This window comes from Streptomyces sp. NPDC026246, from assembly GCF_055567995.1.
In genome coordinates this window covers 174,722-196,358 of sequence record NZ_JBVHPJ010000011.1, presented here as the reverse complement: position 1 = coordinate 196,358, position 21,637 = coordinate 174,722, and the positions used below count along the sequence as shown (strand labels likewise).

Below are 21,637 nucleotides of genomic sequence, written 5' to 3'. Positions count from 1 at the left end.
CGAACGGCACGCCGGCGGGGGCCCTGCCGGAAGCGACGCCCGCTATTCGTTGGTGAACTCCTCCACCACGGTCGCCCCCAGCTCCCTGACGATCAGCTCCTGGCCCGAGAGGGCCGACTCGTCCAGGTCCGGGTCGTCGTCCTCGGGGATGTCCTCCTCGACGGAGACGTGGCGCCGCTGGGGGGCGGACGGCTGGGGGACCGGCGCGGAGGGCGCGGGAGCGGACTGCCGGGCGGGGGTTGCCGGGGCGGCCGTCTGCGCGGGGGCGGGGCGCTGGGCCGTCGCCGTGGCGCCACCGCCGCCGGAGCCGCCGCCGTAGGTGCTGGAGCCGGTGGCCGTGGCGGAGCCGCCGTAACCTCCCGGGGCCGGGGCCGCACCCGGGCCGCCGCCGAAGCCCGCCGGGCCACCGGGGGCCGGGGGCGCGGAGCCGCCCGAGGGGTCGACGATCGCCTCGATCTTCCACTGCACGTTGAACTGCTCGCCCAGTGCCTGGCGCAGCACGTCCTCGCTGCCGCTGCTGAGGAAGTTGTCCCGGGCGCCCGCGTTCACGAAGCCGAGCTGGAGGGTCGTGCCGTCGAAGCCGGTGACCTGGGCGTTCTGGCTGAGCAGGATCCAGGTGAAGCGGCGGCGGTTCTTGACGGCCTCCAGGATGTTCGGCCACAGCATGCGCGGGTCGAGCCCCCCGGCGGGAGGCGCGGCGGGAGGCGCGGCGGGAGCCGCCTGGGGCGCGGCCGGCGCAGGAGACGTGGACTGCGGCTGCGGCGCGGGCGTGGGGGTGCTCGGCGCGGGGGTGCTCGACCCGGCAGGGCCCGTGGCCGGGGCGCCGGAGGCGGGGGTGCCCGGGGTGGCGGTGGGCCAGCCGCCGGGGCGGCGGCCGCCACCGGCGGACGCGGCCGTGGGCCACGCGCCGGGAGCGGGAGTGGGGGCGGGCGCGGAGGGTGCCGGGGCCTGCGGTGGCGGCGCGGGTTGCGCGGGTTGCGCGGCCCCCCCGCCATGGCCGGACGCGGGGGCGGAGGGGGTGTCGGCGGGCGCGGCCGGGGCGTGGCCCTCGGGGTTGCCCGGGCCGTTCGGGGCCGGGGCCGCCGGACCGCCGCTGCCCTGGTCGGCGGGGGCGCCGGGGCCGCCGGGCGTCCGGACCGCCGCGCGGGCCGCGGCAGGACCGCCACCGGGCGGCACCGGCGCGGCGGGCTGCGCATGGGCCTGCGGCCCGGGGGCGTATCCCATGGGCACGCCCCCCGCGGGAGCCGCGGAGAAGCTCACGCCGCGCTCGACGCGGTCCAGGCGGGCCATGACGGACCGTTCGTCGCCGTAGGCGGCGGGGAGCAGCACGCGGGCGCAGATCAGTTCGAGCTGGAGACGGGGCGAGTGGGCGCCGCGCATCTCCGTGAGGCCCGCGTTGACCAGGTCGGCGGCGCGGCTCAGCTCGGCGGGCCCGAAGGTGCCCGCCTGGGCCTGCATGCGCTCGACGACGTCGGCCGGGGCGTCGATCAGCCCCTTCTCGGCGGCGTCCGGCACGGCGGCCAGGATCACGAGGTCGCGCAGCCGCTCCAGCAGGTCGGCGACGAACCGGCGCGGGTCGTTGCCGCCCTCGATCACCCGGTCGACGACCTCGAAGGCGGCGGCCCCGTCTCCGGTGGCGAACGCCTCGACGACGGAGTCGAGCAGCGAGCCCTCGGTGTACCCCAGGAGGGAGGTGGCCATGGCGTATGTCACACCGTCCGAGGCGGCACCGGCGAGCAGCTGGTCCATCACGGACATCGAGTCCCGCACGGATCCGGCGCCGGACCGCACCACGAGCGGGAGCACGCCGTCCTCGACCGGGATGCCCTCCTTCTGGCAGACCTCGCCGAGGTACTCCCGCAGGGTGCCGGGCGGGACGAGCCGGAAGGGGTAGTGGTGGGTCCGGGAGCGGATCGTCCCGATGACCTTCTCGGGCTCGGTCGTGGCGAAGATGAACTTGAGGTGCTCCGGGGGCTCCTCGACGACCTTCAGCAGCGCGTTGAAGCCGGCCGACGTGACCATGTGGGCCTCGTCGATGATGTAGATCTTGTACCGGCTGCGGGCCGGCCCGAAGAAGGCCTTCTCCCGCAGGTCACGGGCGTCGTCCACGCCTCCGTGGGAAGCGGCGTCGATCTCGATGACGTCGATGGAGCCGGGGCCGTTGCGCGCGAGGTCCTGGCAGGAGTGGCACTCGCCGCACGGGGTGGGCGTGGGGCCCTGCTCGCAGTTCAGGCAGCGGGCGAGGATGCGCGCGCTGGTCGTCTTGCCACAGCCGCGCGGCCCGCTGAACAGGTACGCGTGGTTGACCCGGTTGTTGCGCAGCGCCTGCTGCAACGGGTCGGTGACATGCTCCTGCCCGATGACCTCGGCGAAGGTCTCCGGGCGGTAGCGGCGGTACAGAGCGAGAGACGACACGCCTACGAGGTTATAGGCGGCCGGTGACATCGGGCCCCGACCCGGAGACGAAGCCGGGGGCGGGGCGGAGAGCCCGGAGGAAGCCCGGGCCGCCGCGGAACGCAGACGCCCCCCACGCACCCGCCAGAGCCGACCTACCCTTGCTGCCTTCCGGCCCTGGGGGAGTTCAGTCAGATAGCGCCGCGTGAGGGGCTGCGCCAAGGCTACCTGATGTCGGGGGCAGGGAACGAGTTCGCGAGCACTCCTCTCGGTCATGTAATGTTTCCGGCGGAGGATTCGCCTAGAGGCCTAGGGCGCACGCTTGGAAAGCGTGTTGGGGGCAACCCCTCACGAGTTCGAATCTCGTATCCTCCGCCAGTGCCTCACCGGGCACGATGTCGAAGGGCCCCACCGTTCGCGGTGGGGCCCTTCGACGTGCTGCGTGGTGTGTCCGTGTCGTCGTCCTCGGGAGATCCGGAACAGGCAGGGGCGGTGCGCCGAGCGCCGTTGGCCGCATACTGGGGGCAATGACTAAGCCTTCAGCTCCGAAGCGCCATCTGCCGACCAGCCCCTTCAAGGCCCCGGTCGCACCGGCCCCCAAGCACTTCGCCGTGGGAGACCAGGTCACCCACGACATGTACGGCCTCGGCCGGGTCATCGGCATCGAGGACGGAATCGCGGCGCTCGTGGACTTCGGTTCCGCGCCCGTGCGGATCCCGAGCCCCTACGCCAAGATGACCAAGCTGTAGTCCTCCGTGCCGGGACACGGCACGCACGGGCCCCTCGCGGGCCCGCTCAGGAAAAGAGACCTCTCATCGAATCGACTTCGCTGTTCTCCGCCGTGGAAGGGCACCCCAGCCGCTCCGCCGCAGCGTCCCCGCCGCCGGCGACGGACCCCTTCCAGGCCCCCGACTTCGGGGAGGACGACATGTTCCTGCCCGAGGAGGCGCCGCAGCCCGCCCCGGCCAAGCGCCGCCGGGCCGCCTAGCACCGCCGGCGCAGTGCGCCGCCCCGGCTCCACCGCTCCCGCGCCCGTGACGGACGTCTACGGCCGGCGGTCCGAGTCGGGCCAGACGTACGGCAGGTCGTCCGGGACGCCCGGGAAGAGCGCCGCGTAGGTCTCCGGGTCCTTGCGGACCAGGGCCGAGCGGTGGCTGCGGTGGAACGGGCCGTCGCCCAGCCAGGGCGGAAGTTCGCCCTCGGCTGCCAGAGCGGACTGGTCGCGGATCGGGGCGTGCGGGCGGGCCGCCGCGAGATCGGCCACCATCGTAGCGGCGCAGGTGTCCTGGTGTCCCCGCTCCCGCCAGACCCGGCAGATCTCCAGGCCGTAGCGGACCAGGGCCTCCTCGTAGCCGACCCACATCCGCACCGCGGGGTGGTTGCGCCAGCCGTAGTCCGGGACGACCAGGCCGCGCAGCACCTGGAGTGCCTCGACCCGCTGCTTGCCGAGCCTGCGGCGGTCCAGGGCGAGGGCCGTCTCCTCGAAGTCCGCGTAGGGGAGGAAGGTCTGCATCCGTCGTCGGCGCTCCTTGCCTTGGCACGGGGGCGGGGCGGGTGGTTCCTCAGGAGTGGGACAGGAGCTGCTCCGCCCAGATGGTCTTGCCGGTCGCGGTCTGCCGGGTACCCCAGCGCTCGGTCAGCTGCGCCACCAGGAGCAGGCCCCGGCCGCCCTCGTCGTAGCTGCGGGCGCGGCGCAGGTGGGGGGCGGTGCTGCCGCCGTCGGAGACCTCGCAGATCAGGTTCGTGTCGTGGATCAGCCGGAGCCGGACCGGCGGTTCGGCGTGCCGGATGGCGTTGGTGACGAGTTCGCTGGCGACCAGTTCGGTGACGAACACCGCCTCGGACAGCCCCCATCGCTCCAGCTGCGCCACGACGTCCTTGCGGGCCTGCGCGACGGCGGACGGGTCGGACGGCACCGACCAGGTGGCCACCCGGTCGCCGTGCAGCGCCCGCGTGCGGGCCAGGAGCAGGGCCACGTCGTCCGCCGGGCGCGGCGGCAGCAGGTCGGCGAGGACCGCGTCGCACAGGGCGTCCAGCGAGGCCGCCGGCCGGGCGAGGGCCCGGCGCAGCCGGTCGGCCCCGGCGTCGAGGTCGTGGTCGCCGGTCTCGATCAGCCCGTTGGTGTACAGCGCGAGCAGGCTGCCCTCGGGCAGCTCCACCTGGGTGGCCTCGTACGGCAGCCCGCCCACGCCCAGCGGCGGGCCGGCCGCCAGGGCGATGAGCTCCACGGCACCGTCGGGGCTCACCACGGCGGGCCGGGGGTGCCCGGCGGCGGAGAAGCAGCAGCGCCGGGAGACCGGGTCGTAGACGGCGTACAGGCAGGTGGCGCCGACGTCGGCGGAGGTCTGGGACGCGGGGTCCGGGGCTCCGGCGAAGGCGGGCGGGGGCGCGGGCCCGCCCGTCTCGCCTCCCTCGTCCTCCGTGTTCAGGCGTGCCACCAGGTCGTCCAGGTGGGTCAGCAGTTCGTCGCAGGGCAGGTCGATGTCGGCCAGGGTGCGCACCGCCGTGCGCAGCCGCCCCATGGTCGCGCTGGCGTGCAGCCCGTGGCCGACGACGTCGCCGACGACCAGGGCCACCCGCGCCCCGGACAGCGGGATGACGTCGAACCAGTCGCCGCCGACCCCGGCGTGCCCGCCGGCCGGCAGATAGCGGGAGGCGACCTCGACCGCGGCCTGCCTGGGCAGCCGCTGCGGCAGCAGGCTGCGCTGGAGCGTGACGGCGGTGGCCCGCTCGCGCGTGTAGCGGCGGGCGTTGTCGATGCTGACGGCGGCGCGGGCCGTCAGCTCCCCGGCCAGCACCAGGTCGTCGTGGCGGAAGACCTCGGTGTTGTGGTGGCGCACGAAGTACGCCACGCCCAGGGTGGTGCCGCGGGCGACGAGCGGCACGCTCATCACCGAGTGGATGCCGAACGCCCGGTAGCGCGCGGAGCGGGCCGCGTCGCGGGCGAGCCACGCGGCGAACGCCGGGTCGTCCGGGGCGTGCAGCACCGGCTGTCCGGTGCGCAGGCTCTCGTAGGGTGCCGAACCGGCGGGGTAGGCGTCCACGGCGCCCGCGGCCACGACCGCCTCCGGCGCCCCGGGGATCCGCGAGCGCAGCGCGGTCCGCCGCAGCAGCAGCGGGCCCTCCGCGGGGACGGTCCGCCCGGGCGGTTCGGGCAGGTCCTCCAGCGTGGCCAGCAGGTCGACGCTGACGAAGTCGGCGAGCTCCGGGACGGTCACGTCCGCCAGCTCCTGGGCGGTACGGGTCACGTCGAGCGTGGTGCCGATGCGCCGCCCCGCCTCGGCGATCAGCTGCAGGCGCTTGCGGGCCCAAAATTGCTCCGTCATGTCGTGCGCGGCGAGGCAGACGCCCCGGACGGCGGCGTCCCGCGGGTCGCGCAGGGCCGACATGAAGACCGACCAGGCGTGCTCGTGGCGTTCGCCGGGGGCCCGCAGGAAGTTCTCCTCGTACTCGGGCTCACCGGTCGCGAGGATCCGGGCCATGGCGCGTTCCGCCCGCTCGCCGGAGTCGTCGTCGATGATCTCGGACACCCGCAGGCCCCGCATCTCCTCCTCGGTGAGGGCCGTGGCGCGTTCCATGTCGGCGTTGGCCCGCCGCAGTCTCAGCCGGGTGTCGTAGAGCGCCATGGCGCAGCACGGGGACTGGGCGAAGCTCCAGGCCACCAGCTGCTCCTCCAGGCCGGTGCCGGGTCCGGGGCCCGGGAGGGCGGAGACGACCAGCCAGGCGGGGGCGCCGGAGCCGGGGGGCCGGTGGTGGGCGAGGATCCTGACGGTCAGCGTCCGGCCGTCGCGGTGGCGCAGGGCGACGTCGCCGTTCCAGCGCGGCAGCCCGGCCAGGGCGGGCATGCCGCCGCGCAGCGGGATCGGCTCGGCGAGCAGGTCCGCGGCACGGCGTCCGGTCACCTGTCCGGCCGGATACCCGAGCAGCTCTTCGGCGCCGGCGTTCCAGCCGGTCACCATGCCGTCCTCGTCGAGGGTGACGCGGGCCGTGAGGGCCTCGCCGACGAGGGCGTCGACGGCTTCGGGTGCCGGTCCGGACGGCGACGTGGTGGCCCGGCCGAGGGTGACGGGCTGCTCCATGATCGGTCATCTCGCTCTCACCGGGGCTCGGTCGTATCCCCGGAAATGCGCGGTTATGACCTGTTTACCCCGATCGGGAGGGCCCTCACCGCTCCACGGCCAGAAGGGGCGCGAGCCTGCCGGCGCCGGGCGCGGGTAACCGCCCACCCATGGGTGAGATCCTCGTGGGCACGTGCTCCTGGACCGACAAGGCCCTGGTCGCCAGCGGCTGGTACCCGGCCGGACGCCGGGACGCCGAGGGGCGGTTACGGCACTACGCCGAGCGGTTCCCGGTCGTCGAGGTCGACTCCTCGTACTACGCGCTGCCGAGCGAGCGGAACAGCCTGCTGTGGGCCGAGCGCACCCCGGACGGGTTCGTGTTCGACGTGAAGGCGTTCTCGCTGCTGACCGGGCACCCCACCCGGCCGGCCGTGATGCCCGGCGGGCTGCCGGCCGACCCCCGCGATCCCCGGGTGCTCGACGAGGTGTGGGCCCGCTTCGCCGCCGGTGTCGAACCGCTGCGGCGGGCCGGACGGCTCGGGAGCGTGCTGTTCCAGTTCCCGCCGTGGTTCCGCCCCGGGCAGCGCGCCGAGGCGTTCCTCGCGGAGTGCGCCGCCCGGACCGGGGGCTGGCCGCTCGCCGTGGAGTTCCGGCACCCGTCCTGGTGGGAGCCGGAGCGGGCCGAGGACACGGTGGCGCTGCTGGCCCGGTACGGCATGGCCGCGGTCGCCGTCGACATGACGCAGACGCTGCCCTCCTCCGTGCCGCCCGTGACGCCGGTGTCCTCCTCCCGGCTGGCCGTGGTCCGCTTCCACGGCCGCAGCACCGCCTGGGGCACCGGCAGCAAGGAGGACCGGTTCCGGTACGCGTACGGCGAGGACGAACTCGCCGAGTGGCTGCCCCGGGTGCGCGCGCTGGCCGAGCGGGCGGACCGGGTCCACGTGCTGTTCAACAACTGCTGCGGCGACGCCGCCGTGCGCGCCGCGCAGACCATGACCGGGCTGCTCGACGGCACCGCGCCGACGGCGGCGGGACGGGTGCCTAGGGCTCGATCCGCACCTTCTTCTCCACCGTCACCTGGTCCACGTCCGACACCCGCACGGTCGTCCTCATCGTCCAGGTCCCGGCGAGCGGCAGGTTGACGGAGTTGGTCCCCCAGTAGCCGCCCCGGTCCCTGACCTCGGCGTCGATGGGGCCCACCTCGCGGGCGGGGAGGGTGAAGGTGATGCGGACCTCGGGGACGACGACCAGACCGGTGTCGGAGCCGTGGACCACGGCCGTCACGCCGTTCTCGCCGACCCGGGCCGGGTCGAGCGTGACGTAGACGTTGCCGCGGCCGGTCACGCCGTCCCGGCCGGTGTCGAAGGGCACGACGACCTCCGCGGTGGGCGGCAGCGCGCCGACCGGGGCCTGCCGCGCCGCCTCGGCCTGGGCGCGACCGGGCAGCGTCCCGGTGAGCACGGTGGTGATCAGCAGCACCACGGCCGCGACGGCGACCTCGGCGAGCACGGACCGCCGCAGACCTCGCCGCCGGGCGTCGTGATCGTCGGGGCCGCCGGGGCCGCCGGGGCCGCCGAAGCCTTCCGGGCCCTCGGGGCCTTCCGAGCCGTCGGGGCCTTCCGAGCCGTCGGGGCCTTCCGAGCCGCCGGGGCCACCGGAACCGCCGGGTCCACCGACATGGCCGGGGCCTGCGGGGCCGCCGGAACCGCCCTGGTCTGCGGGTCCGTCCGCCGTGTCGGAGCGGCCGGTCCCGCCGGTCCCGCCGGTCCCGCCCGATCTGCCGAGGCCGTCGAGGCGGCTGTGCGCCGTGCCGGGGCCGTGAGTGGCGTGTGCGGCGGCCGGGGCCGGCGTGGTGGGGGGACCTTCCGGCTCCGGACCGCCGTCACGGCCCGGCCGCCCCGCCGCCACGCCGACCGGCTGCGGGATTCGCTCCGGGACGGCGGCCCGGACGGCGGGCGCCGGAGCCGCGATCCGGGCCGTCCAGCGGCGGGCGTGGCGGGCGACCAGGAGCAGCGCACCCACCCCCGCCAGTTTCGCCAGCAGCAGGCGGCCGTACGGGGTGGTGCTCATCGCGGACAGGGAGCCGAGGCCGCGCCAGGACTGGTAGAGGCCGGTGACGGCCAGTACGGCCACCGAGGCGAAGGCGATGCGCGAGAAGCGGGGCACGATCGGCGTCAGGTCCTCGCCCGAGCCGCGGCGCGAGACCAGCAGCAGCGCGACCAGACCGCCCAGCCACACGCCCGTCGCGAGCAGGTGCGCCACGGACGACGTCATCGCGAGCGGCACCTGGATCCCGGCGGAGGCGTGCTCGGCCGCCGCCCACGTCAGGGCGAGCCCGACGGCCAGCACCGCGGCCCCCGCGAGCGGGACGGGGTCCCGGTGCAGCGGACGGCGGCCGCCGGCGCGGCGCCGGGACAGCCACAGCGCGAAGGCCGCCGCGAGCAGCAGCACGGCCAGCCGGGCGAGCAGGGCCCGGCCGGGGCGGCCGGCCAGGGTGCGGCCGAGGGCCTCGGTGCCGAAGGCGGCGGCCGGGCCGGTGCCCGCCTCGTAGGGGGCGCGCAGCAGGAGCAGGACGGCCGTGGCGCCGAGCAGCGCCCACCAGGCGCCCTGCGCCGGACGGCGCAGGGCGGCGGGGTTCGCCGGCCGGCACAGCAGCACGAACGCGGCGGTGCCGACGAGCAGGGCGGCGGCGAGGTAGGCGAGGTAGCGGGCGGCGTCGTACAGGCGGCCGGTGAGGGGGTCCTCGGCGGGCCCGGTGTCGACCGGGGCGGTGGTCGCGGACGGCTTGCCCACCGAGAAGCTGAAGGCGCCCGAGACGGGGTGGCTGTCGGCGGACACGACCCGCCAGGCCACCGTGTAGGTGCCCTGGGCGAGTTCGGCGGGCAGGGAGACCCGGGCCGTCTCGGACCGGCCGCCGGCGTGGGTGGCGCCCCCGGTGTGGACGCGGTGCTGGTCGGGCCCGAAGACCCGGAAGGAGTCGTCGAGCAGGCCGACGGACTCGGTGAAGGTCAGGGTGACGTGGCGGGGCGCCCGTTGCACGACGGACCCGTCGTCGGGGTCGGTGCCGCTGAGGGCGGCGTGGGCCGAGGCGGGACCGGCGCCGAGGAGGAGCAGGGCCAGCACGGTGCCGAGCAGCACCAGGGCCCGGACCCGCCGGGGGCGTCCGACCGTGCGCTCCGCGTTCCGCCGGTGCTCCACGTGCTTCTCCGGGGTCGGGGTCGGGTGACGGCTTCCGGTTATGTACGGGCGGAACCGGCGCTCTGCTCACGCGAGGTTCGCGATCCGTGCCCCGCCCATCCGCTCCGGCAGGGGGCGGGACCCCGCTCCTACAGAGGGCGGGACAGAGCCGCGATCCCGGCGGCAACCGCCGGGTAACGCGCCGTCAGCCCGGCCGCGTCCCCGTGTTCGTAGCCCTCGAAGGTGAAGCCGGGGGCCAGTGTGCAGCCGAAGAGCGTCCACGAGCCGCCCGCGCGGACCCTGCCGCCCATCCAGGTGCCCGCCGGGACCGTGAACTGGACGTGCTGGCCGTCCAGGACGTCCGGCCCCAGGACGGCCGTGCGGGTGCCGCCGTCCGGTGCGAGCAGCAGGAGCTCCAGGGGATCGCCCAGGTAGTGGTGCCAGATCTCGTCCGTGGGCAGGCGGTGGAGGGCGGAGAAGTCGTCCGCGGTGAGCAGGGCGACGATCGCCGTGCCCTCCGGCCTGCCGTCGGGACGCTGCGGCCCGGCCCAGGTCTGGCGGAAGAGGCCGCCCTCGCGGGGGATCGGTTCGAGGCCGTAGTGCGCGATGAGCTCGTCGGGCGTCACGCGGGGAAGAGTATCTCCCGGTCCAGGAAGGCGAGCTGGGCCTTCTTCTCCGGCAGGTACACGTCCGGCAAATCGACCTCCGGCAGGACGACGACCGGCCCCGGCGTGAAGCCCTGCTTGAGGAAACGCGCCACCGCCTTCTCGTTGGCCACGTCCGGGTCGACGACGACCCGCCGGCGGTCCAGGCCCAGCAGCACGTACGCGGCGATCACGGTCACCAGGCGCGAGGTCCAGCCGGGCTGTGCGCCGCCGGGACCGGTGGGGGCGAGCAGCAGGTGGACGCCGATGTCGCCGGGGCGGACGTCGTAGCACTCGCCGACGCGGTCGGCCTCCGGCTCGTAGGTCTGCAGGACCGCGACCGGCTCGCCGTCCCGGACGACCAGGAAGGCGTGGTGGGCGGGGAGCGTCTCCATGTGGGCGTAGATCTCGGCGACCTGTCGTTCGGTCAGGCCGGTCATGCCCCAGAAGGCGGCCCGGTCCTCGCTCACCCAGCGGTGGATCACGCCGGCGTCGGCCAGCGGGTCCAGCGGCAGGATCCGGACGGTGCCGAGACCGTCCGTCACCTGCTCGTGGACGGGTGTGCGGGAGGCGTAGGGGTCAGACATCGGTCTCCTTCGTCAGCTTGTCCCAGTCGGTGACGACCGGGACGAGGTCTCCCCCGAGCCACAGGGGGAGCTGGTCGCGGTGGTGGGGCGAGCCGGGGACACCGGACGCGCCGAGCGGGACCACCCAGCGGCTGTCCTCGCGCCGGGCCAGGTCCCAGACGTAACGGGCGGCCGGGCCCCGGGCGGCGAGGTCGGTCAGGCCCGGTACGCCGGAGGTGCACAGCACGCAGTCGTGGTCGCCGGACAGCCCCGGCTCCTCGACGGGCCGCTCCGGTTCCAGGGCCCGCCAGGGGGCGAGCCGGTGGGTGTCCCCCCAGACGCCGGTGGGCGGCCGCAGGGCCACCTCCTCCACGGCCTCCCGGACGGCCGCCGGGCGGTCGACGCCGTACAGCTCGTCGGCGGTCAGCAGGTGTTCGAGCGCGAAGCCGATGCGCGGGAGCAGGGCGAGCCACGGCCGGAAGACCTCCGGGTACGCCGGCGGCACGGTGAGCGCGGCGAACGCCGGGTGGGCCGCCAGCCGCCGTACGAGCGCCGAGCGGACGGCCGCGTACAGGGCCGCGTCCGCGCTGCCGGCGTCCATCCGGCGGTCCCAGGCGAGGAGCCGGTCGCGCAGCGCGGCCCCGTCGGGGGTGAGGGCGTCGAGGGAGCGGAGGAGGTCCAGCAGCGGGGCGGCGGAGCCGAGGTGGGTGTCCACGTGGACGGCGGGCATGTCGGCGGCCGACCAGCGGTCCTTCGCGGCCAGCAGCGCGGCGATGCGGTCGTGGCGGTGGGGCGGGGCGAACTCGACGCCGAGGGGTCCGGCGGGGCCCCGCTGGTTGGCCATCACGGCGACGCCTTCGGTGAGCCCGGCCCGTGGTGACTCGTGCCAGCCGTGCCAGTCGTGACCGGGTTCCCAGGCGGGCACCGGGCGCACGCGGCCGGCCTCGGCACGCAGCGGCACCCGTCCGGCCACGCGGTGCAGCACACCGCCCTCGGTGTCGGCGGCCTGGACGACGTTGACCGGCTCGGCCCACAGGTCCAGGGCGCGGTCCACGTCGGCGACGCGGCGGGCGCGCAGCAGCGGCAGCAGGGCGCCGAAGCCGAGGTCGGAGGTGACGCGCGGCGGGTAGCGCAGGCTGATGGCCACGGGCGGCCCCGACGGGTCGGCCGGTTCCCCGTCGAGCCCTTCGGGGCCGCCGATGATCACCGGCCCGCGAGCGGTCTCGACCACCTCGACCTCGACCGGCTCCTCACCGGCGACCTCCACGACCTCGGTGTGCCGGGACGCCCGGTGCCAGGTGCCGTCCGGCCCGAGGGCCTCCACCCCGGCGCCGGTGCGCCGCAGCCGTTCCCGGTACAGGTCCTGGTAGTCGGCCATGGCGTTGGTGATGGCCCAGGCGACCGTGCCGGTGTGCCCGAAGTGGGCGATGCCCGGGACCCCGGGGACCGCGAGGCCGACGACGTCGAACTCCGGGCAGGACAGGCGGATCTGCTGGTAGACGCCGGGTTCCTCGATGAAGCGGTGCGGGTCGCCGGCGATGACGGCCTGTCCGGTGGCGGTCCGCTCCCCGCCGACCAGCCAGCCGTTGCTGCCGGCGGTGCCCGGGCCGTCGGTGGCGAACAGCCCGACCGCGTCGGCACCGAGGTGGGTCACGACCTGCTCGCGCCACAGCTTGGCCGGGAACCCGGCGAACAGGATGTGGGTGGCGAGCCAGACGCCGAGCGGCGTCCAGGGCTCCCAGCGGCCGGGGGCGAGGTCGGTGCGGGCGAACTCGGGGGCGCCGGTGCGCTCCGCCAGACCGGCGTTGACCCCGTCGACGTACGCCCGCACCCAGGCCGCCGTCTCCGGGTCCCGTCCCTCCAGGTCCGCGAAGCACCGTCTGGCCGTGTCGTCGAGTCTGGCGCGTCTGGCGAACCGGTCCCAGGGCAGGGCGCCCTCGCCCAGGAAGGACGCCGAGGTGCCCCGCGCCCGGTGGCGCTCGACCTCCAGCTGCCAGGCCCGGTCGCGGGCGGTGACGCGGCCCTGCGCGTGGGCGAGTTCGGCCGCGCTGCCCGCGCGCACATGCGGAATGCCCCAGGCGTCACGGTAGATCTCGGTGACCACGCTGTGCCCTCACTTACCTTTAGGTTAGGCTTGCCTAAGTCAATGTGGCGGAATCGTACGTGAAGGGTGAACACGCGATGGGGCAGGGGCGGGGTTGGGAGGGCGCGGTCCTCAAACTGCTGCGCGCGAAGGATTTCCGGTTCACCGTGACGGACGGCGAGGACGTCACGCCGGAGTACCGGCGGCTGCGCTTCACCGACGGCGGTCTGCTCGCCGCGACCGGAGTGCACCCGACCATGTGGGTGCGCCTCTGGTTCGACAACGGGGGCAAGCCCCACCAGCGCGCCTACACCCTGGTGGACCCCGACCCCGAGAGCGGCACCTTCGCCCTGGAGTTCGCCCTGCACGAGGGGTGCGCCAGCGACTGGGCCCGGGCGGCGAAGCCCGGCGACACCATCGAGGCCACCGTCCAGGGCACCGGGTTCGAGCAGCCCTCCCCGGCTCCCTCGCACGTCTTCGCCGTGGGCGACCCCGCCTCCCTGCCCGCCATCAACTCCCTGCTCGACGCCCTGGGTTCCGCCCCGGCCACCGTCTGGTTCGAGGGCGGCGACGACGACCTGCCGTTCCGCACCGACCCCGGCCGGCACGAGCTGCGCACGGTGCCGCGCCAGGACGCCGGCGCCCACCTGGTCGACCGGGTCAGGTCGGAGCTGCCGGAGCTGCTCGCCGGGACATCCGACCCGTACGTGTGGATCGCCTGCGACACGGCGACGACCCGGACGCTCGCCGCGTACGTCCGCAAGGAACTGGGGCTGCCCAAGCAGCGGGTGCACGCGCTCGGGTACTGGCGCCCCTGAACCGGCTCCGGACGCGGCCGGGCGCGCACCGGGGGATGATCGGGGCATGGACGTCACCCTTCACCTCGCCCAGGACCCCGAGGCCGACGCGCTGCTCGGCCGCAGCCCGCTCGCCGCGCTGGTCGGGATGCTGCTGGACCAGCAGGTCCCGATGGAGTGGGCGTTCAAGGGCCCGGCGACGATCGCGCAGCGGCTCGGCACCGGCGATCTCGACGCGCACGAGATCGCCGCGCAGGAGCCGGAGGCCTTCGCCGCGCTGCTCTCGCAGAAACCGGCCGTGCACCGCTACCCCGGTTCCATGGCCAAGCGCATCCAGCAGCTGTGCCAGTACCTCGTCGAGCACTACGACGGTGACGCCGAGGCCGTCTGGAAGGACGCCGGCTCCGGACAGGAGCTGCTGAAGCGGCTGGCCGGGCTGCCCGGGTTCGGCAAGCAGAAGGCCCAGATCTTCCTCGCCCTGCTCGGCAAGCAGCTCGGGGTGCGCCCCACGGGCTGGCGCGAGGCGGCGGGCTCCTACGGCGAGGCGGACTCCTTCCGCTCGGTCGCCGACATCACCGGTCCCGAGTCGCTGACGAAGGTGCGGGCGTACAAGCAGGAGATGAAGGCGGCGGCGAAGGCGGGCAAGGCGACGAAGCCGCCGGGTTCGTAGCGGTACGCCGTCGGGCCCGGCCGGGCCGGCGGGTTCCCCGGCCCGGACACCCCGTCAGTCTCCCGGACCGGCCCGGATGGCGGACGGCCGTGGCGCGGTCCGAGCATGGAGCATGACCGAGCCACCGGGCGGCTCCCCCGACGATCCGGAGCCCGACGCCGACCGGCACCACGCGCCCGGCCCCTCCGGCCGCTGGCCCCGTGACCCCGAGGCGCCGGCGGGACACGGGCGGCGCGCGCCGTCCGGGGACGCCTGGCCTCCCGACCCGCACGGCCCGCACGACCCGCACGACCCGCAGGACGAGCCGGGTTCCCGTGGCGGGGAGGACGCACTGGGCCGAGCGGGTAGATCCCGCGGTGGACGGGATGAACGGCACGCGCCCGGCGGGGAGTGACCTCCCGTGACCCCCGTACCGCAGCCGGTCCCCCGCGGCCCGCGCCGGCGCGTCTGGCCGCGGGTGCTCGTCCTGCTGCTGGCCCTGTTCCTGCCGGGCACTCACGCCACGGGTCCCGATGGGCCGGTGGCCGTCACCGTCGCCGGGGAGAGCACGACCGCCGAGGCCGACGTCCTCGACACCGTCCTGCGCCCCTCGGCACGCACCACCCGGCGCACGGAGGCCGCCCCGCGCCCGGCCCCGGCCCCTGCCGCCTCCCGGCCCGCGCGCACGGCCCGGCCCGCCGCGCCCTGGCCGCCGCACGCGCCGCACGCCCCGCGCCCCCCGCGTTCCTGGGTTCTGCGCTGCTGAACGGACCGGCCCCCGGTCCACCAGCCCGTACGCAACCAGAAGGAACGGCACCGCCATGCTCCAAGACCCCTACGCGGTCCTGCGCGCCCTGCTGCGCGCCGAGGCCGCCCGCAGCGCCCCCAAGCCGGACTCCCGCACCACGAGGCCCGAACCGCCCCGGCCCCCGGAGGGACGCAAGCGCGACTGACCCACCCCCGGTGGCGGAGGCCCCCGACCGACCGGCGCCTCCGCCGCCGTCCGCACGGAGAACGGGCGGGGTGGCCCGACTCACAACCGTTGCCGTGGCAGGCAACGGCCGCACCCGCGGCACTGGGGCAGCCCCGGGGGGCGGCAGGCAGCTCGTGGGGTCAGGCGCACGGGTCCGGACGGGCGGTCGCCGCCGCGGGCGACGGACAGGGCGGGGGTCAGTGTCGGCGGCGGCCCGAGCGGCGTGCCGTGCCGAACAGCGACCGGGTGATCTCGCGGCCGACCTGCGTCCCGACCGAGCGGGCCAGGGACTTGAAGATCCCGCTCCCGACCACCTGCTCGACCATCGACGGTTCCTCCCCGCCCCGCCGCGCGGGCGCGGTGTCCCGCATCTCGTCGGGCCCCTTGGCTCCCCGGCCGCGCTCCTCCTGCGGGCGCCCCTCCTGCGCGTCCCGCTCCAGCCGCTCGTACGCCGACTCCCGGTCCACGGCCTGCGCGTACCGCGCGTACAGCGGCGACTCCCGGACGGCCCGGTCCAGCGCCTCCTGGCCGACCGGGCCCATCAGCGACCCGGGCGCGCGCAGCCGCGTCGCGGCGACCGGGGTCGGCGCGCCCTTCTCGCTGAGCACGGTCACCACCGCCTCGCCCGTCCCGAGGCCGGTCAGCACCTCCTCGAGGTCGTAGGGCGACTTCGGGAAGGTCTTCACCGTGGCGTTCAGGGCCTTCTGGTCGTCGGGGGTGAAGGCGCGCAGGGCGTGCTGGACGCGGTTGCCGAGCTGGGCGAGGACGTCCGCGGGCACGTCCTTCGGGGTCTGCGTCACGAAGAAGACCCCGACCCCTTTCGAGCGAATCAGGCGCACCGTCTGCGTGATCGACTCCAGGAACGCCTCGGAGGCGTCGTCGAACAGCAGATGCGCCTCGTCGAGGAAGAAGACCAGGCGGGGCTTGTCCACGTCGCCCAGTTCGGGCAGGTCGTGGAAGAGGTCGGCCAGCAGCCACATCAGGAACGTGGAGAACAGCTGCGGCCTGTCCTGCACGGCGCTCAGCTCCAGGACCGAGACCACGCCCCGCCCGTCCCCGTCCGTGCGCAGCAGCTCACCCGTGTCGAACTCCGGCTCGCCGAAGAACCCGGACGCGCCCTGCGCCTCGAACGCGGTCAGGGAGCGCAGGATCACCCCGGCCGTGGCCGCGGACAGGCCGCCGATGGTCTTCAGCTCCTGCCGGCCCTCGTCCGAGGTCAGGTACGCGACCACCGCCCGCAGGTCCTTGAGGTCGATCAGCTCCAGGCCCTTGCCGTCGGCGTAGTGGAAGATCAGCGCGAGGGACTGCTCCTGGGTCCGGTTCAGCCGCAGCACCTTGGACAGCAGCACCGGACCGAAGCCGGTGACCGTGGCCCGGACGGGAATGCCCCGGCCGACGCCGCCGAGGGCGTAGTACTCGGCGGGGCACCCGGCCGGCGCCCACCGCTGGCCCACCTCGCCCGCACGGTCCTCGACCCGGGCGTCCGCACGGCCCGGCGCGGCGATGCCGGACAGATCGCCCTTGACGTCGGCGAGGAAGACGGGCACGCCCTGGGCGGACAGCTGCTCGGCGATCAGCTGGAGCGTCTTGGTCTTGCCGGTGCCGGTGGCGCCCGCGACCAGGCCGTGCCGGTTGAGCGTCGACAGCGGCACGCGGATCTGCGCGTCCGGCAGGCACCGTCCGTCCCAGAGCAGGGCGCCCAGCTCCAGGGCGGGGCCGGAGAAGGCGTAGCCGGAAGCGATCTTCAGGGCCTCCTGCGGCAGGGCGGCGGCGCGGGCGGACACCTCGGGGGCGGGAGTGGACGGCATGGTCTCGTGATCCGGCATGTTGACGCCCCTGTTCCCGGTTCATACCGCCTTGTGGGGTTTTTTTCAGCGTCGCACTCCGGCGCCATGGCTGCGCCCGGAAGGTCTTGACCGGTAGGCTTTCCGTGTGATCTTCAAGCGCATCGGAAACGGCCGGCCGTACCCCGACCACGGCCGGGAAAGCACCCGGCAGTGGGCGGACGTCGCGCCGCGCCCGGTCCGCCTCGATCAGCTCGTCACGACGAAACAGCAGCTCGACCTCGAGACGCTCCTCGCCGAGGACTCGACCTTCTACGGCGACCTCTTCGCGCACGTCGTGAAGTGGCAGGGCGACCTCTACCTGGAGGACGGCCTGCACCGCGCGGTGCGCGCGGCGCTCCAGCAGCGCCAGGTGCTGCACGCGCGCGTGCTCGAACTCGACTGACCCCCCGCTGCGGAGGCCGCCGCGCTCCCGGTCCGGGGGCGCGTTGGCCCTTTCGGGTTCCACTGGGCGATGTCGAATGATCATCTAGTAGGCATCGTCGCCCGGGCGCACTACGCTGCGCTCATGAGCATGCTGACTCCCCCCGGCATGGGCGGCAAGTACCGCATCACGGGCAACAAGTACCCCCGGATGCGGCGGCCCCGGCGGCACGGCAGGCTCGTCGCCGTCGGCGTGGCCTCCGTCCTGGTGCTCGGCGTGGGCGGCTGGGGCACCCTGCAGCTCATCGACGTCTTCACCGGCGGCGGCCGTAAGGCCTCGGCGGCCGGCGGCGGCACCGAGTGCGAGCCGACGACCAAGGCCGGCGCCGTGCCCGTCGCCCGGACCGTGCCCCAGCCGCGCACGATCACCGTCAACGTCCTCAACGCCACCACCCGCAGCGGCCTGGCCAAGAAGACCGCCGACGAGCTGAAGAAGCGCGGCTTCAAGATCGGCGACGTGGGCAACGCGACCAAGCAGTACGACAAGAAGGTCAAGGGCACCGGCGTCCTGCTCGGCCCCTCGGCCGCCCTCGACACCACGCTGCCGGTGCTCGGCACACAGCTCCCCGGTGCCGAACGCCGCACGGACGCCACCCGCAAGGGCACCGCCCTCGACCTCGTCATCGGCGACGCCTTCAAGGAACTGGCGAAGAAGCCGGACGCCGACCGGGCCCTGACCGACATGGCCAGACCCGAGCCGGCGCCCAAGTCGAAGAAGAACTGCTGAAGAACTGCTGAGGCCCTGCCACCGGCTCACCGGCGGCAGGGCCCGGGCAAACCCGTACGGGCTACTCGGCCGCCCCGTACATGCGGTCCCCCGCGTCGCCGAGGCCGGGGACGATGTAGCCCTGGTCGTTCAGGTGCTCGTCCACCGAGGCGGTCACGACCGTCACCGGCGTGCCCGCCAGCTCGCGCTCCATGATCTCCACGCCCTCGGGCGCCGCCAGCAGCACCACGGCCGTCACGTCGTCGGCGCCGCGCCGGATCAGCTCCCGGATCGCCGCGACCAGCGTGCCGCCGGTGGCGAGCATCGGGTCCAGCACGTACACCTGACGCCCCGACAGGTCCTCCGGCATCCGCGTGGCGTACGTGGACGCCTCCAGCGTCTCCTCGTTGCGGATCATGCCGAGGAAGCCCACCTCGGCGGTCGGCAGCAGCCGGACCATGCCGTCGAGCATGCCCAGGCCGGCCCGCAGGATCGGCACCACCAGCGGGCGCGGGTGCGACAGCTTGACGCCCGTGGTCGAGGCGACCGGCGTCTGGAGGTCGACCTGCTCGGTGCGCACGTCCCGCGTGGCCTCGTAGGCGAGCAGGGTGACCAGCTCGTCGGCGAGACGCCGGAACGTCGCGGAGTCGGTGCGCCGGTCGCGCAGGGTGGTGAGCTTGTGGGCGACCAGAGGGTGGTCGACGACGTGGAGACGCATGGCCACAACATTAACCGGGCAGGGTGACCCCGGCCGCACGGCAAGGCGCCCGCGGCCCCGTCACCCGCTCGCTGGCGTCAAACCGCCCGTCCGGGGGAAGGTGGGAGGGACGGACTGGGGGTGGTGAACCAGATGCCCGACCGGGATACCCGAGACACTCCGTCACCGCGCGTGCGGCCGGTGACGGACCCGGCAACCGACCGGATGCCGGAGACCGACCGGATGCCGGAGACCTATCGGATGCCGGAGACCGACCGGATGAACGAGACGGACGAGTCGGACGCCGAGCGCCGCAGGCGCCGCGCCCGGTTCCTGCGCGACCTGGCGGAGGCCCGCGCCCTGCGCGACCGCGTGCAGCCGCGCCGTGCCAAGACGGCCCGGCTGCGGCACGCGATGCGCATGCGCACGTTCCGCTGGTAGGGAACGGACGACCACGGCCCGGCGACGGGCCGGCGAAGATCACGAACCGCGCGGACGTTCTTCGCGGCCGACCGCACCTCAGGCGGGGGAAAGCCGCGTACGATCCGCAGGTGGCGGCAACGGGCGTGCGATCGAAACTGCCGGACACAGGGAGCCGAAGACGCCCCCTGGACGCCTTGTTTCTGCCACGATTCCGAGTGGGCGGGGCTCGGACGAGCACTCCCGCCCGCAACCTCCGCCGGGGGGACCCCCAACCGGCACGCCTCAGACCAGTGGGAGAGTCACGGTGTACTTCGCCGCACTGCTCGCGCGCACCGAAGACGGGTGGGAAGCGAGCGACACAGAGCTCGACGATGTGGAAACCCTGTCGGATCTGGCCGACCTGGCCCGTGAAGCCTCCCCCGACGAGGACACGGTGCTCGTGCTCATCGAGCAGGAGGACGCCTGGTTCGGCGTCGTCCGCGTGGACGGCGAGGAAGACCCTCGTATCTACGTCTCGGACGCCGCCGCCGCTGCCCGCAGCAGCTACGGCGAGATCCTGCTCACCGACGAGCTGCTCGGCCGGGACCCGGGCGCCGACGACTCGGACGACCTCGACGCCCTCGACCTCGACGGCACCGAGGACGGCGAGTCCGACGACGAGGAGGCCGACGGCGAAGCCGACGGGGCGGCCGGCTCCGCCGACGCCGTGCCGCACGGCCCGGTCGGCGACGCCGCGGTCCTCGACGACCTCGGCGTGAGCGAGAAGGAGCTGCGCTCCATGACCACCGACGCCGTCACCGAGATCGCCGAGTCGCTGGGCGCCTCGGAGACCCTGGAGACGGTCCGCTGACCGCTCGCCCCGACGCACGGCCGCCGGACCCGGTACCCGATCCCGTACGGGACCCCTGGCGGCCCGCCATGCGCCTCGCCCTGGACCAGGCCGCCGAGGCCGTCCGGGGCGGGGACGTCCCGGTCGGCGCCGTCGTCCTGGCGCCGGACGGCACGACCGTGATCGCGGCCGGGCACAACGAGCGCGAGGCCGGCGGCGACCCCACCGCTCACGCGGAGGTCCTCGCCCTCCGGCGGGCCGCGGCCGCCCTCGGGCGGTGGCGGCTGGCCGGCTGCACCCTCGTCGTCACGCTGGAGCCCTGCACGATGTGCGCGGGCGCCATCCAGCAGTCCCGCGTCGACCGGCTCGTGTACGGCGCCCGCGACGACAAGGCCGGTGCCGCCGGCTCGCTGTGGGACCTGCTGCGCGACCGCCGGCTCAACCACCGCCCCGAGGTGATCGAGGGCGTGCTCGCGGACGAGTGCGCCCTGCTGCTCACGCAGTTCTTCCGCGACCGCTGAACGCCCGCCCGGAGGTCGCCGCAAACCGATTTCGAAGCACGCGGCACCTTGCTGTAAGGTCTCCCTCGGTAGCGTGTCCGAGCGGCCGAAGGAGCTCGCCTCGAAAGCGAGTGTGGCGCAAGTCACCGAGGGTTCAAATCCCTCCGCTACCGCTGAAGAAGGGCCCCGTCGCGAGACGGGGCCCTTCGTGCGTTCCGCCCCTTCGGGGTGTGCGCGCCTTCGTGCGATCATGTGCGCTGCATGGGACATCAGTGACAGGGGAGGCCGCGATGGCGGTGAACGCGAAGAAGGTCGCCGTCTACGCCCTCGTGGTCTTCGCGCTGTACGTGATCATCACGGACCCGGAGACGGCGGCCGACTACGTGCTCATAGGGTTCCAGGGCATCTCGGACGCCGCCGGGGCCCTCGGCGACTTCGCGACCTGGGTCGCCAAGGGAGGAAAGTGATGATCCGCCACCTGGTCCTCTTCAAGCTCCACGAAGGCGTCGAGCGCGACGACCCCCGGGTCGTGAACGGGGTCGAGGCCTTCCGGGCCCTCGACGGCACGATCCCCGAGATCCGCCACTGGGAGCTCGGCTGGAACATCAGCGACCGCCCCATCGCGTACGACTTCGCCATCAACTCCGCCTTCGAGGACGCCGAATCGCTGCGACGCTACGTCGAGCACCCCGACCACCAGGCCGGTGGCGCGCTGTGGCGGGAGTTCGCCACCTGGGTGATCGCCGACTACGCGTTCTGACCCGCCCGCACCGAGCCGCCCCGAGCCCCCCGTCGTCGCGACGGGGGGCTCTCGCGTGCCGCTGTTCAGTTTTGCGGGCTTTCATCCCTCAACACGGAGTGATTGGGTGCTTGC

General features: G+C 74.7%; 23 protein-coding genes, 2 tRNA genes and 1 other RNA gene. 16 read left to right on the top strand and 10 right to left on the bottom strand.

Annotated features, from left to right (window positions below; genetic code table 11):
* Window positions 1-42: 42 nt before the first annotated feature.
* Both ACZ4M5_RS26355 and ffs read right to left on the bottom strand, forming a co-directional pair.
* A complete protein-coding gene (locus ACZ4M5_RS26355; RefSeq protein ID WP_467740273.1) occupies window positions 43-2,415 on the bottom strand; it encodes a DNA polymerase III subunit gamma and tau in 2,373 nt (790 codons plus the stop codon).
* A gap of 101 nt (window positions 2,416-2,516) precedes the next feature.
* Window positions 2,517-2,611: signal recognition particle sRNA small type (gene ffs, locus ACZ4M5_RS26350), an RNA gene on the bottom strand.
* Window positions 2,612-2,684: 73 nt separating this feature from the next.
* On the opposite strand from ffs, the gene ACZ4M5_RS26345 reads away from it, so the two are divergent.
* The 3 genes from ACZ4M5_RS26345 (at window position 2,685) to ACZ4M5_RS26335 (ending at window position 3,382) form a co-directional block, all read left to right on the top strand.
* Window positions 2,685-2,772 (top strand) — tRNA-Ser (locus ACZ4M5_RS26345).
* Between the two features lie 149 nt (window positions 2,773-2,921).
* Complete coding sequence (locus tag ACZ4M5_RS26340; RefSeq protein ID WP_333931599.1) at window positions 2,922-3,143, top strand: hypothetical protein; 222 nt, start codon at window positions 2,922-2,924, stop codon at window positions 3,141-3,143.
* Window positions 3,144-3,235: 92 nt separating this feature from the next.
* Window positions 3,236-3,382 carry a hypothetical protein gene (locus ACZ4M5_RS26335; protein ID WP_467740272.1) on the top strand — a complete coding sequence of 49 codons (147 nt, stop codon included), beginning with the start codon at window positions 3,236-3,238 and terminating at the stop codon, window positions 3,380-3,382.
* A gap of 57 nt (window positions 3,383-3,439) precedes the next feature.
* Here ACZ4M5_RS26335 and ACZ4M5_RS26330 read toward each other — a convergent pair whose 3' ends face one another.
* Entirely contained in the window at window positions 3,440-3,907 is a 468-nt protein-coding gene (locus ACZ4M5_RS26330; RefSeq protein WP_467740271.1) for an MSMEG_6728 family protein, read from the bottom strand.
* A gap of 49 nt (window positions 3,908-3,956) precedes the next feature.
* A complete protein-coding gene (locus tag ACZ4M5_RS26325; protein WP_467740270.1) occupies window positions 3,957-6,473 on the bottom strand; it encodes a SpoIIE family protein phosphatase in 2,517 nt (838 codons plus the stop codon).
* Between the two features lie 149 nt (window positions 6,474-6,622).
* Here ACZ4M5_RS26325 and ACZ4M5_RS26320 point away from each other — a divergent pair, with 149 nt between their 5' ends.
* The gene (locus tag ACZ4M5_RS26320) at window positions 6,623-7,594 is read left to right on the top strand and encodes a DUF72 domain-containing protein (protein ID WP_467740269.1); all 972 of its coding nucleotides are present in this window, start codon (window positions 6,623-6,625) and stop codon (window positions 7,592-7,594) included.
* Here ACZ4M5_RS26320 and ACZ4M5_RS26315 read toward each other — a convergent pair.
* The 4 genes from ACZ4M5_RS26315 to ACZ4M5_RS26300 all read right to left on the bottom strand — a co-directional run bounded on the left by ACZ4M5_RS26315 (window position 7,494) and on the right by ACZ4M5_RS26300 (window position 12,943).
* A complete protein-coding gene (locus tag ACZ4M5_RS26315) occupies window positions 7,494-9,650 on the bottom strand; it encodes a copper resistance CopC/CopD family protein (protein WP_467740268.1) in 2,157 nt (718 codons plus the stop codon). The genes ACZ4M5_RS26320 and ACZ4M5_RS26315 overlap by 101 nt on opposite strands.
* 128 nt (window positions 9,651-9,778) lie before the next feature.
* Window positions 9,779-10,255 carry a cupin domain-containing protein gene (locus tag ACZ4M5_RS26310; protein WP_467740267.1) on the bottom strand — a complete coding sequence of 159 codons (477 nt, stop codon included), beginning with the start codon at window positions 10,253-10,255 and terminating at the stop codon, window positions 9,779-9,781.
* On the bottom strand, window positions 10,252-10,860 hold the full coding sequence (locus tag ACZ4M5_RS26305) for a GNAT family N-acetyltransferase (RefSeq protein WP_467740266.1): 609 nt from the start codon (window positions 10,858-10,860) through the stop codon (window positions 10,252-10,254). Before ACZ4M5_RS26305 ends, ACZ4M5_RS26310 begins: the two co-directional genes overlap by 4 nt.
* Window positions 10,853-12,943, bottom strand: a complete 2,091-nt coding sequence (locus ACZ4M5_RS26300; protein ID WP_467740265.1) for a penicillin acylase family protein — start codon at window positions 12,941-12,943, stop codon at window positions 10,853-10,855. The genes ACZ4M5_RS26305 and ACZ4M5_RS26300 overlap by 8 nt, the downstream gene beginning before the upstream one ends.
* A gap of 77 nt (window positions 12,944-13,020) precedes the next feature.
* Between ACZ4M5_RS26300 and ACZ4M5_RS26295 the strand changes: the two genes are divergently transcribed.
* The 4 genes from ACZ4M5_RS26295 to ACZ4M5_RS26280 all read left to right on the top strand — a co-directional run bounded on the left by ACZ4M5_RS26295 (window position 13,021) and on the right by ACZ4M5_RS26280 (window position 15,321).
* Window positions 13,021-13,740: a siderophore-interacting protein gene (locus ACZ4M5_RS26295; protein ID WP_467740327.1), complete on the top strand. Its 720-nt coding sequence runs from the start codon at window positions 13,021-13,023 to the stop codon at window positions 13,738-13,740.
* 46 nt (window positions 13,741-13,786) lie between these two features.
* Window positions 13,787-14,389, top strand: a complete 603-nt coding sequence (locus ACZ4M5_RS26290; protein ID WP_467740264.1) for an HhH-GPD-type base excision DNA repair protein — start codon at window positions 13,787-13,789, stop codon at window positions 14,387-14,389.
* Between the two features lie 400 nt (window positions 14,390-14,789).
* A complete protein-coding gene (locus ACZ4M5_RS26285) occupies window positions 14,790-15,134 on the top strand; it encodes a hypothetical protein (protein ID WP_467740263.1) in 345 nt (114 codons plus the stop codon).
* 55 nt (window positions 15,135-15,189) lie between these two features.
* Window positions 15,190-15,321, top strand: a complete 132-nt coding sequence (locus ACZ4M5_RS26280) for a hypothetical protein (protein WP_467740262.1) — start codon at window positions 15,190-15,192, stop codon at window positions 15,319-15,321.
* 217 nt (window positions 15,322-15,538) lie between these two features.
* On the opposite strand, the gene ACZ4M5_RS26275 is transcribed toward ACZ4M5_RS26280, so the two are convergent.
* Window positions 15,539-17,167: a helicase HerA-like domain-containing protein gene (locus ACZ4M5_RS26275; RefSeq protein ID WP_467740261.1), complete on the bottom strand. Its 1,629-nt coding sequence runs from the start codon at window positions 17,165-17,167 to the stop codon at window positions 15,539-15,541.
* 106 nt (window positions 17,168-17,273) lie between these two features.
* Between ACZ4M5_RS26275 and ACZ4M5_RS26270 the strand changes: the two genes are divergently transcribed.
* The gene (locus ACZ4M5_RS26270; RefSeq protein WP_004943146.1) at window positions 17,274-17,570 is read left to right on the top strand and encodes a type II toxin-antitoxin system VapB family antitoxin; all 297 of its coding nucleotides are present in this window, start codon (window positions 17,274-17,276) and stop codon (window positions 17,568-17,570) included.
* Window positions 17,571-17,717: 147 nt separating this feature from the next.
* Window positions 17,718-18,335, top strand: a complete 618-nt coding sequence (locus tag ACZ4M5_RS26265) for a LytR C-terminal domain-containing protein (RefSeq protein ID WP_467740326.1) — start codon at window positions 17,718-17,720, stop codon at window positions 18,333-18,335.
* Between the two features lie 61 nt (window positions 18,336-18,396).
* Here ACZ4M5_RS26265 and upp read toward each other — a convergent pair whose 3' ends face one another.
* A complete protein-coding gene (gene upp / locus ACZ4M5_RS26260; protein ID WP_467740260.1) occupies window positions 18,397-19,032 on the bottom strand; it encodes a uracil phosphoribosyltransferase in 636 nt (211 codons plus the stop codon).
* Between the two features lie 132 nt (window positions 19,033-19,164).
* Here upp and ACZ4M5_RS26255 point away from each other — a divergent pair, with 132 nt between their 5' ends.
* From ACZ4M5_RS26255 to ACZ4M5_RS26230, 6 genes are all read left to right on the top strand, one after another.
* The gene (locus ACZ4M5_RS26255) at window positions 19,165-19,452 is read left to right on the top strand and encodes a hypothetical protein (RefSeq protein WP_467740259.1); all 288 of its coding nucleotides are present in this window, start codon (window positions 19,165-19,167) and stop codon (window positions 19,450-19,452) included.
* 286 nt (window positions 19,453-19,738) lie between these two features.
* Window positions 19,739-20,284, top strand: a complete 546-nt coding sequence (locus ACZ4M5_RS26250) for a tRNA adenosine deaminase-associated protein (RefSeq protein WP_467740258.1) — start codon at window positions 19,739-19,741, stop codon at window positions 20,282-20,284.
* 68 nt (window positions 20,285-20,352) lie between these two features.
* Window positions 20,353-20,784 carry a tRNA adenosine(34) deaminase TadA gene (tadA, locus tag ACZ4M5_RS26245; protein WP_467740257.1) on the top strand — a complete coding sequence of 144 codons (432 nt, stop codon included), beginning with the start codon at window positions 20,353-20,355 and terminating at the stop codon, window positions 20,782-20,784.
* Window positions 20,785-20,851: 67 nt separating this feature from the next.
* Window positions 20,852-20,936, top strand: a tRNA-Ser gene (locus ACZ4M5_RS26240).
* 117 nt (window positions 20,937-21,053) lie between these two features.
* Complete coding sequence (locus ACZ4M5_RS26235) at window positions 21,054-21,230, top strand: hypothetical protein (protein ID WP_107308349.1); 177 nt, start codon at window positions 21,054-21,056, stop codon at window positions 21,228-21,230.
* Window positions 21,230-21,523 carry a Dabb family protein gene (locus ACZ4M5_RS26230; protein ID WP_467740256.1) on the top strand — a complete coding sequence of 98 codons (294 nt, stop codon included), beginning with the start codon at window positions 21,230-21,232 and terminating at the stop codon, window positions 21,521-21,523. Before ACZ4M5_RS26235 ends, ACZ4M5_RS26230 begins: the two co-directional genes overlap by 1 nt.
* The last annotated feature ends 114 nt before the right edge of the window (window positions 21,524-21,637 follow it).

Coding starts and splice junctions, on each gene's coding strand:
- ACZ4M5_RS26340 (WP_333931599.1), top strand. CDS start 2,922: ATGACTAAGCCTTCAGCTCCGAAGCGCCATCTGCCGACCAGCCCCTTC.
- ACZ4M5_RS26330 (WP_467740271.1), bottom strand. CDS start 3,907: ATGCAGACCTTCCTCCCCTACGCGGACTTCGAGGAGACGGCCCTCGCC.
- ACZ4M5_RS26325 (WP_467740270.1), bottom strand. CDS start 6,473: ATGGAGCAGCCCGTCACCCTCGGCCGGGCCACCACGTCGCCGTCCGGA.
- ACZ4M5_RS26320 (WP_467740269.1), top strand. CDS start 6,623: ATGGGTGAGATCCTCGTGGGCACGTGCTCCTGGACCGACAAGGCCCTG.
- ACZ4M5_RS26305 (WP_467740266.1), bottom strand. CDS start 10,860: ATGTCTGACCCCTACGCCTCCCGCACACCCGTCCACGAGCAGGTGACG.
- ACZ4M5_RS26295 (WP_467740327.1), top strand. CDS start 13,021: ATGGGGCAGGGGCGGGGTTGGGAGGGCGCGGTCCTCAAACTGCTGCGC.
- ACZ4M5_RS26290 (WP_467740264.1), top strand. CDS start 13,787: ATGGACGTCACCCTTCACCTCGCCCAGGACCCCGAGGCCGACGCGCTG.
- ACZ4M5_RS26280 (WP_467740262.1), top strand. CDS start 15,190: ATGCTCCAAGACCCCTACGCGGTCCTGCGCGCCCTGCTGCGCGCCGAG.
- ACZ4M5_RS26275 (WP_467740261.1), bottom strand. CDS start 17,167: ATGCCGGATCACGAGACCATGCCGTCCACTCCCGCCCCCGAGGTGTCC.
- ACZ4M5_RS26265 (WP_467740326.1), top strand. CDS start 17,718: ATGGGCGGCAAGTACCGCATCACGGGCAACAAGTACCCCCGGATGCGG.
- upp (WP_467740260.1), bottom strand. CDS start 19,032: ATGCGTCTCCACGTCGTCGACCACCCTCTGGTCGCCCACAAGCTCACC.
- ACZ4M5_RS26255 (WP_467740259.1), top strand. CDS start 19,165: ATGCCCGACCGGGATACCCGAGACACTCCGTCACCGCGCGTGCGGCCG.
- tadA (WP_467740257.1), top strand. CDS start 20,353: ATGCGCCTCGCCCTGGACCAGGCCGCCGAGGCCGTCCGGGGCGGGGAC.
- ACZ4M5_RS26235 (WP_107308349.1), top strand. CDS start 21,054: ATGGCGGTGAACGCGAAGAAGGTCGCCGTCTACGCCCTCGTGGTCTTC.
- ACZ4M5_RS26230 (WP_467740256.1), top strand. CDS start 21,230: ATGATCCGCCACCTGGTCCTCTTCAAGCTCCACGAAGGCGTCGAGCGC.